Below are 11,639 nucleotides of genomic sequence, written 5' to 3' on the forward strand. Positions count from 1 at the left end.
TCATAGCATTCGCCAATCGGCGGGACTCTTCAATTCGAAGATGCCCTGGACCTCACGCCGTGACGGATCGGCCTTGCGCCGCCGCATCGACTTGTGGATCGCGCGCAAGTGGTTGCGGACCCTGCCGCTATGCTCCTTGGTGACATTTCCGGCGTGGCGTCGGTAGTAGATCGCGACCGCGTCCAACAATTCGTAGTTCGGTCCCGCCTCGAAAACGCGCAGCAGATAGTCGGTATCCTCAGCCTGCTCGAAATCCTCATCGAACTCGCCCGTCCGGCGGACAAGCCCTCTGCTGAACACGGCGGCGCTCAGCGAAATTCCCCGAAGCGTCATCGTGCGGCTGTCGACTGCCGGTTTCAGCTGCTCATCGTCGATCCGGTCGACCAGCGTCATCAGCGAATAGGTCAGCTCAAGCCCGGGAGTAGCCTCGAAGCGGGCGAGATCGGCCTTGAACCGTCCGGCCAGCGAGATGTCGTCCGAATCCAGGAATGACACGAACTCCGCATCCGGCGGCAGTTGCCGCAGCCCGGCGTTGCGCGCCCTGGCTACGCCCATGTTGGATTGCTGGAACAGTCGGATGCAGGGGTTTTCGCGCATCATCGAGCGCACGGCCTCAGTAGAGCCGTCGGTCGAGCCGTCGTCGATGACGATGATATCGAGATCGGCGGCGTCCCGCTGCCGCACCAGCGAGCGCAATGCCGAAACGACATAGCGCTCACGGTTGTAGACGGGCATTATCACGCTCAGTTTCACGAATCGCCCCGCGCGAGAAAGTCCGCAATCGTGCCGGCTATCTCCTGAGGCTGCGTCCCCAGCGACAGACGATAGCACGGCAGCAGGCGGGTCAGGTCGCTGAAGAAGCGAAAGCCGCTCTCCCGCTCGCCCGGCATCTGCGCTATGCCGGACGGCGCCAAGGCAATCATGGCATCCCTGCGCGACACCGGCACGATTGAACTTGCCTCGCCTCCGCCGATATGTGGCACCACCAGCGCAACGATGTCCAGAGTTTCGGGCACCGGCCGAGGCGCGATGTCATCAATGTGAAAAGTATGCTTGCCTTGCCAGTTGAGCGGACCATGCGCCTTCAGCCGGTGCTTCAGCCCAAGCCGCGCGAACCCCTGGGGATCCTGCTTGAGCGTTGAAAACAACGGGCGGGCAGTCACGCCGTTGGAGAGGTCGACCAGCACATAGTCGTCGCCGACGCTGTCCAACCCGTGGAGAAGGCCGGCGGCGACGGTCCCGGATTTCCCGGCGCCGCCCGCGCCGGCCAACAGCACGCCCTTGCCATTGGTGCCGAGCGTCCCCGCATGGGCCAGCCGCATGCCACGTGCCGCATATTCCCAATGGAGGAAGGGGCGCAGCGGCGCTCCCGGCTCCCACGGTGGAAAGGCGTCGGCCGAGGCCATCAATTGCACGCCAACGCGACGTTGCGGATCATAGAACTGCCAGAAATCCAGGTCGTGGAAATGGTTGCCGCGCAATCCTGCTTCCGCCAGTTGGGTGGCGAAGCCATGCTGCGTGAAGGGTCCCTGGCCCCAACTGGCCGGTACCGCGATGCCGTCAATGCCGGGATGCGCGACGAAGATGCGGCAGATGTCGGCAGGCGTTCGGCTGCCCGGAGCCGTGACAAAGCCATGAGCGAAGGCATCTGCCAATGCGCCGGGGCTGACATGCGCGGTCAGATCCAGATGCGGCAAGCCCACCTTGCGGGTCAGCGGATAATGCGCGGCGCTGCTCTCCGCTTGCGCCAGGACATGACGTGCGTAGTCAACCAGGTTTTCGAGAGTGACGTTCGGCATGGTCTGCCTGTTCCGGAGCTGTCCGGCAACGAGAACCTGATGGGCGCTTCAGTTGGCCTGCTTCACCGCGGGCCAGCCGAGGGGCTCCTCGACCTCGTGGATGGGATCGACGACAATGAGATCGGCGAGATCGTCATGGATGTCGACCTTGAGGGGCTCTCTGGCAGCGGCGAGCTGAGCCAGCAATTCGCTTGGAACCGGTCTTGCCACGCCATCGGTTACGGCCGCCAGCAAGCCGAATTCGAGCAATTGTGAGACAAAGCCGTCAATCGCGGCGGCATCGAGGGCGCCAATTCCGGTCGCGGCGCCGACCAGTTCGGAGGCAGGCACGCCGGACGACAGTGCATCCCAAAGTCTGCTGCCTGAATCAGAGAAGCCGAAATATTTGCCCGTGGTCAGGTCAAGAACGACGGCTTCGCCGTCGAAGGATTCAAAGACGATATCCTTGCTGGCAATGGCATAGATGCCGGATTGTCGCATGTTTGCTCCCCCGCCGAGCAGGCCGCGGAGATGATCTTCGGGCCTTACGGTCAACCCCACCGTTGCAGGCGTCTAACCATTTGCAGGGTTTTTGGCAAGATGGCGCAGGCTCGGGGCGAGCGCAGCCGCTCACGCTTCGATTTCAAGCGCAGAAAGCGGCTTCGAGCAACAGGCGAGGATAAAGCCGTCCTCGATTTCGTGATCGAGGATGCCGCCATTGTGGCTCATCTCGACGTCGCCCGCGACCTTCCTCACCTTGCAGGTGCCGCACAGGCCGAACTCGCAGGCGGCGGGAATCCGCACCCCAGAGGCGCGTGCCGTCTGCAGCACGGTCTGGCCGGCGACGCATTCGGCATCGACATCGGAAAGCGAGAACCGGATTGGTGTCACGGCCTCGACAGCAGCAGCGGCGCCGTCTTCCGCCGGCGGCGAGAACGGCGCCGGGATCTCCTCCACGGTGGGCGCCGCAAAGCTTTCCTGATGGTATTTCGCCATGTCGAAGCCGGCGGCGTCCAGCATGCCGCGCACGGCGCGCATGAAGGGATCGGGGCCCCAGCAGAAGATCTCGCGCTCACGGAAATCGGGCGCCAGCAATGGCAGCCGGATCGCGTCGATGCGGCCCATATGGCCGAACCAGCCCTCGCGGCTCGACCGCTCCTCGATCATGAAGCCGAGCGACAGGCCGGGCATGCGGCTGCCGAGCAGCTCAAGTTCCTTGCGGAAAATGATCTCTTCCGGGCGGCGCGCACAGTTGACGAAGCCGACATCTGTCCATGGCGCGCAGTCGTTCAGCCAGCGCAGCATCGACATCATCGGCGTCACGCCGGAGCCCGCCGAAATGAACAGATATTTGGCCGCCGGGTGGCTATGCAGCGAGAAGTCGCCGGTCGGCCCATAGGCCTTGACGTGCGAACCCGGCGTCAGATGGTCGAACATCCAGCGCGTGCCGGTGCTGCCCGCCTGCGCCTTCACCGTCACCGCGATCGAGAACGGCCGCGATGGCGAGGAGGACAGCGTATAGGTGCGCATCAGCGGCCCGTCCGATGTCGGCAGTTCCAGAGTCACGAATTGGCCCGGCTTGTAGCGGAACCAGGTCTGGTTGTCGGAGCGGAAGGTGAAGGTCTTCACGTCAGGCGCTTCGTCACTGACGCCGATCACTTCCAGCACCTGCAGCCTGTCGTTCCAGGGCGTCATCTGGTCGAGATGGCGATAGAGGCCAAGGTCCGTCATCGCATTCATCCTCTTGTCCCCTGGGCTAGGCGACGCTGCGCAGGGCCGGCCGGTCGCCTTCGGCAAGGCGCGGTCCGATGAACGACGCGTACCATTCGACGAACTGGATCACGCCGCCCTCATGCAGCTCCGAATAGGGGCCTGGTTCGTAGGCCGGCGACAAGATGCCAAAGGCGTTTTCCTCGACGATGCGACGGTCCTGGTCGTTGGTCTCGGTCCAGACATGGGTAAGCTCAGCGAGATCGTAGTCGACGCCTTCGACCGCATCCTTGTGGACGAGCCATTTTGTCGTCACCGCGGTTTCCGTGGCACTGATCGGCAGCACGCGGAAGGTGACGGCATGGTCGCCGAGGATATGGTTCCAGGTTGTCGGATAATGATAAAGCAGCAAGGAGCCGATGCGGTCGGTTGAAACGCTGTCGGACAGGTTCTTCTGGACCGCCCGTTTTCCCGTCATGGTGTAGCTGACGGCATCGCGCAGCAGCGGCGCGCGGGTGGCGCGGTACTGCCCTGCCGGATCGATGCGGAATTTGCTCGGCAGGCCTGATGCCTCGCATTTGGCCCAGTGCGCGACCATTTCAGGGTCGCTGTCGGCGCCGTTGACGCCGGTCACGGTCGGAGCCTCGGGGAAGGTCTTGCACAGCTCAGGATGATTGGCGGCGCAGTGATAGCACTCGCGGTTGTTTTCCCAGACCAGCTTCCAGTTGCCCTTCTCGACGATCGTGCTCTCGAAGGCGATCTTTGCTTCACGCAACCGGTGCGGCAAAAGATAGGGTTCGATCATCGCCCGCATCGGCGCGAAATCCGCCGGCTCCTTGGCCAGACAGATGAAGATGTAGCCGCCGACGCTCTCGCAGGCGACCGGCTTCAGGCCGAAATCACTCTTGTCGAAACCGTCGGCCATCTGGCGGGCAAACAGCAGGCGGCCGTCCAGCTCATAGGTCCATTGATGATACGGACAGACGAGCTTTGCCGCCGTACCCTTTTCCGCGTTGCACACGCGGCTGCCGCGATGGCGGCAGGAATTGTGGAAGGCGTTGATCTTGCCGTGCTGGTCGCGGACAAGGACGACCGGGTAGTCGCCGATCTGCACGGTGATGTAGCTGCCCGGCTTCGGCAGTTCGCAATCATGGCCGATGAACAGCCAGTCGCGATACCAGATCAGCTCCATGTCGAGCTTGAAGTAGTCTGGATCGGTGTAGAAGGGCTGCTCCAGCGAAAAGCCTTGCCGGCGCCCCTTCAGGAGCCTCAGCATGTCGTTGCGGGTATCCATGTCCTGTCCTCGTTTCTAAGGACTGAACTGGTGGTGATGGAGGAAGGATTGAAACGCAGGCCGGCTAGGTGCCAGACATGCGCTATCCACCTCTTGACCGCCCACCGCGATCAGTCGAGTCTAACAATCTCGGGCTGGTTTCCGGGCTCTGGAGTTGTCCTTGCGGACCATCGCGACACCTTCCCAGGCAGTTGCCCAGTGGTCTCCCGTTGCGACTTGAACTCCACCACCGTTGCGGGGGCAGCGCCGGATTCTGACCGGCTTCCCAATTCTCCGCCTCGTCGTCACGAAGCGGCACCTGAGATGGTATGATCTAACCACGATCGCGGGCGCGCCGTCGGCATGAAAACGACATCGTATCCATGCGGCGCGACACAGCATGCGAACGTTCCCGCAGACCGTCGCGGGCTGAAATCCACCTCCCGGATGGCCATTTTACCGGCTGCGATATCCCCGAATCGGACCCCTTGGCGGGGTCAAAAAAGGTTAACGGTTTCGAAAAGTGACTATTAGCTCGATCTAAAATCGAACCGAACGGTTCGTTTCTGTTGACGGTGCGTGCAGGACGGTGTGAACGCTGGGCCTTGAAACAGTCGGTGATCCATCCAGCGGTTACATCTAACATGCTGATATAAAGAAGAAAAATATACCCGTAGATTCCCTTGGCACAATTTCAAGGTGTGGATTCATGGTCCACACGGAACAACTTCGTGATTGGAAAAGGCGGGGTTGCCCTCCCACATCGGGGCTGTCCGAACGACGCGATTTCATTTCCAAGACACGCCGCTAGACGGACGGAAAAAGACGATACTGGAGTACAAAAATGAAAAAGATCATTCTCACTGCCGCAGCCCTTTTGGCCATTTCCGGCAGCGCCTTCGCTGGTAGCGACCACTACGGTTCGAACGCCGCGGCAGCCACTGCTGTCGACAGCTCGTACACCGCTTCGACCAAGAAGTCGGAACCGGCTGCTCAGGCGCCTGCCCAGGGTGCTGACCACAACCTCTTCGGCAACAACTAACAGCCGATTCCCAGTTGACGGCGGGCTCGCCCGCCGCCCTGGCGAAATTCAGACATTCAGGAGTATTTAAGATGAACAAGATCCTCATTGCTGCCGCCGCCGTTCTGGCCATCTCGGGCAGCGCTTTCGCGGGCAGCGACAACTACGGTTCGAACGGCTCCAACCAGCCTGCCGCCGCTGTGGACCAGTCGTACACGGCTTCCACCAAGACCTCGGAACCGGCTGCCCAGACGCCCGCTCAGGGCAGCGACCGTAACCTCTTCGGTCGCTAACAGCCAATTTCGCAACCGACGGCAGCTGTGTCTGCCGTCCTGGCGAAATCCGGAATTCAGGAGACTAAAATGAACAAGATCCTTATTGCTGCCGCCGCCGTACTGGCCATCACCGGCAGCGCGTTCGCCGGCAGCGACAACTTTGGCTCCAATGGCGCCAATCAGCCTGCGGTTACTTCGGTTGACAGCGCGCATACGAGCTCGGTCCGCAACAGCGGTGGCCTCGTCGAGAAGCTGCTCAATTCGTCGGGCGACGTGGAGAAGTCCGCCCCTCAGGGCAGCGACCGGAATCTCTTCGGCCGTTAACAGCCGAAGCTGATCTTCAACAAAAGAGCGGCGGGCCTAGCCCCCCGCTCTTTTTGCGTCCAAAACGCGGTCCTGCCTCAGGCCGCCTTCGCTTCAGCCTCATGAAGGGCAAACGACCGTCCGTCAGCGTCGAAGATATGCAGGTCCTCGCCATTGGCGCTCAGCCGCAATGTCGAACCACGCTTGACCTCGACATTGCCGGGCAGCTTGGTCACCAGCGGCAGGTCGGCGCGACCGATGTCGACATAGACCAGCTGAACCTCGCCGAGCTGCTCGAGATAGTCGACCGTCCCCTCGAACAGATAGTCCGCGCCGCTGGCGATGATCAGGTCCTCCGGCCGCACGCCAAAGCTCACCGCAGCACCCTTCGCCGAAGCAGGCGTTGCGATCGGCACGGTTGCCTTGCGTCCGCCGACATGGCTGACGACGGTCGGATTGCCGGTCTTTTCGATGGTCGCGGGCAGGATGTTCATGGCCGGCGAGCCAATGAACTGGGCAACGAACAGATTGCCGGGCTTCTTGTAGAGATCCATCGGCGTGCCGACCTGCTCGATATGGCCGTCCTTGAGCACCACGATGCGGTCGGCCAGCGTCATCGCCTCGACCTGATCGTGGGTGACGTAGATCATGGTCGTGTTGGGCATCGATTCCTTGAGCTTGGCGATTTCGATGCGGGTGGCGACGCGCAGCGCGGCGTCGAGGTTCGAAAGCGGCTCGTCGAACAGGAACACCTTCGGATTGCGCACGATGGCGCGGCCGATGGCGACGCGCTGGCGCTGGCCGCCTGACATCGCCTTGGGCAGGCGGTCGAGATATTTGGTCAATTGCAGGATCTCGGCGGCCTGACGCACACGGCGGTCGATCTCGGCCTTGTTCTCTTTGCCGATCTTCATCGAGAACGCCATGTTGTCGTAGACGGTCATGTGCGGGTAGAGCGCGTAGGACTGGAACACCATGGCGATGCCGCGCTTCGACGGCGGCACGTCGTTCACCACTTCGCCGGCTATTCTAAGCTCGCCGGAGGTGATTTCCTCGAGCCCGGCGATCGATCTCAGCAATGTCGACTTGCCGCAGCCCGACGGGCCGACGAAGACGATGAACTCGCCCGACTTAATATCGAGGTCGATGCCGTGGAGAATGTTCAGATTGCCGTAGGACTTCTTCACTTGTCTTAGCGTGACATCGGCCATTTGGTTTCCTCCAGTGATTGGAAATTCAGTCGAGACGCCCGAACCAGGCGCCGTAGCCGCCAAGCTCGATGGAACCGCTGTTCGCCTGCCCCGAAAATCCGTGCCCGGGCAGAGGTTGCAGCGATCGGCCGCCAAGGTCAACCTTGGCCGGCCCGGCTCCCAGATTGAAGACGCAGACGATCTGCTCGTTGCCTGCGCGGCGCGTGAAGGCGACGGTATCTCCCTCACTTTCGATGAAATTGATGTCGCCCTTGGCGAGCGCCGGATGGGCACGCCGGAAGGTGAGAAAGCGTCGGTAGTGCTCAAGCAGCGAAGCCTCGTCGCCCTGTTGGACATTGACCGCTTGCGCTAGATGCTTGGCCGGCACCGGCAGCCAGGGCTTTGCTGGGGAGAAGCCGCCATTCTTGGCGCCGCCATCCCACACCATCGGTGTGCGGCAGCCGTCGCGGCCCTTGAATTCCGGCCAGAAGCGGATGCCATAGGGATCCTGCAAATCCTCGAATCGCAGCTCTGCTTCACCGAGCCCAAGCTCCTCGCCCTGATAGATGCAGACCGAACCGCGCAGGGACATCAGCAGCGCCGAGATGACCTTGAGATAGGCTGTCGGGTCGGCCTCATTGGCCGCCCAGCGCGAGGCCGGGCGCATCACGTCATGGTTGGAAAAGGCCCAGCACGACCAGCCGTCGCTGGCGACCTTGCCGAAGGATTCCAGCACCGAGCGAACCTTGCCCGCGCTGATCTTTTCCGGCGCCAGGAAATCGAAGGAGTAGCACATGTGCACGTGCTTGCCGCCGGCGGTGTAGGCGGCAACCACTTCAAGCCCGCGCTGCGAATCGCCGACCTCGCCGACCGCTGCGGTTGCCGGATATTCATCAAGCAGGGCACGGAACCGTTCGAGGAAGCCGAGGTTCTCGGGCCGGCTCTTGTCGTAGAGATGGTCCTGGTAGTTGTAGGGGTTGACCGCCGGCGCGGTCTGGTCGTTGCGCTCTTCCGGCGGCAGCGGCGGATTGTTTTCCAGGCCCTGGCTGTGGAAGTAGAAATTGATGGTGTCGAGCCGGAAACCATCGACGCCGCGCTCCAGCCAGAAGCGGGTGACGTCGAGCAATGCGTCCTGGACTTCGTGGTTGTGGAAGTTGAGGTCGGGCTGTTCGGCCAGGAAATTGTGCATGTAATATTGCTGGCGGCTGGTGTCCCATTGCCAGGCCGAGCCGCCGAAGATCGACAGCCAGTTGTTGGGCGGCGTGCCGTCCGGCCTGGCGTCTGCCCAGACGTACCAGTCGGCTTTCGGGTTGCTGCGGCTCGACCGGCTTTCCTTGAACCATGGGTGGTTGTCGGCGGTGTGCGACAGCACCTCGTCGATCATCATCTTCAAGCCCAGCCTGTGCGCCTCGCCGGTCAGCGCGTCGAAATCGGCCAGCGTGCCGAACATCGGATCGACATCGCAGTAATCCGATACGTCATAGCCGAAATCTTTCATCGGCGACTTGAAGAACGGCGAAATCCAGATGGCATCCGCGCCGAGTGCGGCGATGTAGGGGAGGCGGCCTATGATGCCCTTGAGATCACCGATGCCGTCGCCATTCGAGTCCTGATAGCTGCGCGGATAGATCTGGTAGATCACCGCGCCCCGCCACCAGTCGCGATCGATGGCGAGGTCAGGCTTCGAGCTGGCCTTCAAAGCGGATTGCATCGTCTCAGCCTCCTTTCACCGAGCCGGCAAGCAGCCCGCGGACAAAATAGCGCTGCAGCGAGAAGAACACGATCAGCGGCACGATTATGGTCACGAAAGCCGATGTCGTCAGAATCTCCCAGTCGCCGCCGCGTGAGCCCAACAGCGCGTTGAGCTTGGCGGTCAGCACGATCTGGTCCGCCTCTGTACCGAGGAAAACCATCGCCACCAGCAGATCGTTCCATACCCACAGGAACTGGAAGATGGCAAACGAAGCCAGCACCGGGAACGACAGCGGCAAGACGATCTTGACGAAGATCTCGAAATCGCTGGCGCCGTCGATGCGCGCCGATTCCATGATTTCGCGCGGCAGGCCGGCAATGTAGCTGCGCAGCAGGTAGATGGCGAAGGGCAGGCCGAAGCCGGTATGCGCCAGCCAGATGCCGAGATAGGTCTTCGACGGCATGCCGAAGAACGAGCCGACGCCGTTGTAGAGTTTCAAAAGCGGGATCAGCGACATCTGCAGCGGCACCACCAGCAGACCGATGATGACAGCGATCAGCAGCGCCCGGCCGGGAAACCGCATCCAGGCCAGTGCATAGGCGGCAAAGGCGGCGATCAGGATCGGGATGATTGTCGCCGGGATGGTGACGGTCAGCGAATTCATGAACGACCGTCCGATGCCCTCGGAAAACAGCACCGTTTTGTAGTTGTCGATGGTGAATTTCGGCGGCGCCGACGAGGCATAGTAGACGCGCTGGCCGCGATCGCCTTCGAACGCCTTGGGCGACTGCATGATGAAACCGCCGTCGGCGTTGAGCTGCAGGGTCACGCCATCGCCGAGATCGGCTGATGTGCCGGCGGGATATTGCGTTGGGGCCGCCGATTTGACGCCGAAGGCGCTGATGTCGCGCTTGGCGCCGTCGCCGAAGATATTGCCTTCGAGGACGAACTTGCCGTCCTTCTCGGCTTGCGCCGAGGCGGGCGGCAGCCGGCCGGCTTCCGTCTGGGTGGAACTGGCGAACGAGTTCCACCATCCCGAGGCGATGATCTGGTTCTTGTCGCGCAGCGACGAGACCAGGATGCCGAGCGTCGGTATGGTCCAGATCGCGACGAAGATGAGCACGGCGATGTGGACGCCAAAGCGGCTGGCGAAGGAATTTCCGGTCGCGACGGCCATCTCAATGTCCTCCCGTCTCTTTGTTCGCCTGGCGGATGTTCCAGACCATGATCGGAATGACCGCGATCATGATGATGATGGCAATGGTGGCGCCGCGGCCGAAATCGCCGCCGCCGCGGAACATCCAGTCGAACATCAGATTGGCCAGCACCTGGCTGTTCCACTGGCCGTTGGTCATGGTCAGCACGATGTCGAACACTTTGAGCACCAGAATGGTGATCGTGGTCCAGACCACGGCGATGGTGCCCCAGATCTGCGGCACCATGATCTTCCAGAAGATCTGGAACGGATTGGCGCCGTCGATGACAGCGGCTTCCAGCGTTTCCTCGGGGATGCCGCGCAGGGCGGAAGACAGGATGACCATGGCAAAGCCGGTCTGGATCCAGATCAGGATGATCATCAGGAAGAAATTGTTCCAGAACGGCAGCGATATCCAGACCTGCGGTTGGCCGCCGAAATGCTGGATAATGGCGTTGAGGATGCCGATCTGCGTCTGGCCTTCGCCCCGATACTCGTAGATGAATTTCCAGATGACGCTGGCGCCGACGAAGGAGATCGCCAGCGGCAGGAAGATCAGGCTCTTGGCGATCGTGCCCCACCAGATCTTGTCGGTGAGCACGGCGATGATCAGCCCGAGGAAGGTGCAAGCTGCCGGCACCACCGCGAGCCAGATGATGTTGTTGAGGATCGAGTTGCGGAACTCGCGATCGCCGAACGCCCATTCATAGTTCGCCAGGCCGACGAAATTGATGCCGCTGCGATCGAGGAACGACAGCCGCAGCGTCTCGACCACCGGATAGATCAGGTAAATGGTGAGGATGATCATCGCCGGACCGACGAACAGCCATGGCCGGACCAGCCCTTGCCGGCGCAGATTGTCGATGGCCGCGGCACCGGCGACGCCGCGTGACGGGAATATCAGGTCGACCAGCCTGTTGGCGCCCCAGAAATAGGCGACGCAACCGCCGACCCCGATGATGATGACAGTTATGGCCGAGAAAATCTGAGCCGCCATGGGTCCCTCTCCCCCTGCGCATGATCCGACAAGGAATGACCTTGGTGACGGGGACCAGGCGCCGATTCAGTTGTTTGGAGCACGTCATCGGCGGTTTGCGCACATTGCCGATCGCGCTTCATGTCAATGCGCTCATGACGAAAGGCTGCGGCACGGGCCGCCGTCGGATCCGGGCCAGTAGGGCCCGGACCCAGTGCGAGAATG

Annotated in this window: 12 protein-coding genes and 1 riboswitch; of the genes, 3 read left to right on the forward strand and 9 right to left on the reverse strand. The window is 61.8% G+C overall.

Going from position 1 to position 11,639, the window contains the following annotated elements; translation table 11 throughout:
* The 5 genes from EOA19_RS03915 to EOA19_RS03935 form a co-directional block, all read right to left on the reverse strand.
* Nucleotides 1-735, reverse strand: a complete 735-nt coding sequence (locus tag EOA19_RS03915) for a glycosyltransferase family A protein (protein ID WP_081734970.1) — start codon at nt 733-735, stop codon at nt 1-3.
* 14 nt (nt 736-749) lie between these two features.
* Nucleotides 750-1,799, reverse strand: a complete 1,050-nt coding sequence (locus tag EOA19_RS03920) for a serine kinase (protein ID WP_128302760.1) — start codon at nt 1,797-1,799, stop codon at nt 750-752.
* A 48-nt stretch (nt 1,800-1,847) separates the two neighbouring features.
* Entirely contained in the window at nt 1,848-2,279 is a 432-nt protein-coding gene (locus EOA19_RS03925) for a PqqD family protein (RefSeq protein WP_128302761.1), read from the reverse strand.
* A gap of 129 nt (nt 2,280-2,408) precedes the next feature.
* The gene (locus tag EOA19_RS03930) at nt 2,409-3,509 is read right to left on the reverse strand and encodes a hybrid-cluster NAD(P)-dependent oxidoreductase (protein ID WP_128302762.1); all 1,101 of its coding nucleotides are present in this window, start codon (nt 3,507-3,509) and stop codon (nt 2,409-2,411) included.
* A 25-nt stretch (nt 3,510-3,534) separates the two neighbouring features.
* A complete protein-coding gene (locus tag EOA19_RS03935; RefSeq protein ID WP_128302763.1) occupies nt 3,535-4,782 on the reverse strand; it encodes an aromatic ring-hydroxylating dioxygenase subunit alpha in 1,248 nt (415 codons plus the stop codon).
* 114 nt (nt 4,783-4,896) lie between these two features.
* Nucleotides 4,897-5,099: riboswitch (cobalamin riboswitch) on the reverse strand.
* Between the two features lie 506 nt (nt 5,100-5,605).
* On the opposite strand from EOA19_RS03935, the gene EOA19_RS03940 reads away from it, so the two are divergent.
* The 3 genes from EOA19_RS03940 (at nt 5,606) to EOA19_RS03950 (ending at nt 6,381) form a co-directional block, all read left to right on the forward strand.
* A complete protein-coding gene (locus EOA19_RS03940) occupies nt 5,606-5,803 on the forward strand; it encodes a DUF680 domain-containing protein (RefSeq protein WP_027039902.1) in 198 nt (65 codons plus the stop codon).
* Between the two features lie 71 nt (nt 5,804-5,874).
* Nucleotides 5,875-6,075 (forward strand): DUF680 domain-containing protein, encoded by a 201-nt coding sequence (locus tag EOA19_RS03945; protein ID WP_023813653.1) that lies wholly within the window; start codon nt 5,875-5,877, stop codon nt 6,073-6,075.
* A gap of 69 nt (nt 6,076-6,144) precedes the next feature.
* On the forward strand, nt 6,145-6,381 hold the full coding sequence (locus EOA19_RS03950) for a DUF680 domain-containing protein (protein ID WP_023813652.1): 237 nt from the start codon (nt 6,145-6,147) through the stop codon (nt 6,379-6,381).
* A 77-nt stretch (nt 6,382-6,458) separates the two neighbouring features.
* On the opposite strand, the gene ugpC is transcribed toward EOA19_RS03950, so the two are convergent.
* The 4 genes from ugpC to EOA19_RS03970 are packed head-to-tail and all read right to left on the reverse strand — an operon-like array spanning nt 6,459 to nt 11,435.
* Entirely contained in the window at nt 6,459-7,571 is a 1,113-nt protein-coding gene (ugpC, locus tag EOA19_RS03955) for a sn-glycerol-3-phosphate ABC transporter ATP-binding protein UgpC (RefSeq protein WP_023813651.1), read from the reverse strand.
* Between the two features lie 25 nt (nt 7,572-7,596).
* On the reverse strand, nt 7,597-9,261 hold the full coding sequence (locus EOA19_RS03960; protein WP_128302764.1) for an alpha-glucosidase: 1,665 nt from the start codon (nt 9,259-9,261) through the stop codon (nt 7,597-7,599).
* Nucleotides 9,262-9,265: 4 nt separating this feature from the next.
* Nucleotides 9,266-10,420 (reverse strand): carbohydrate ABC transporter permease, encoded by a 1,155-nt coding sequence (locus EOA19_RS03965; RefSeq protein ID WP_128302765.1) that lies wholly within the window; start codon nt 10,418-10,420, stop codon nt 9,266-9,268.
* Between the two features lies 1 nt (nt 10,421).
* Complete coding sequence (locus tag EOA19_RS03970; RefSeq protein ID WP_023813648.1) at nt 10,422-11,435, reverse strand: sugar ABC transporter permease; 1,014 nt, start codon at nt 11,433-11,435, stop codon at nt 10,422-10,424.
* Nucleotides 11,436-11,639 lie beyond the last annotated feature (204 nt).

Source organism: Mesorhizobium sp. M7A.F.Ca.US.010.02.1.1 (genome assembly GCF_004023085.1).
In the GTDB taxonomy this organism is placed as follows: Bacteria; Pseudomonadota; Alphaproteobacteria; order Rhizobiales; family Rhizobiaceae; genus Mesorhizobium.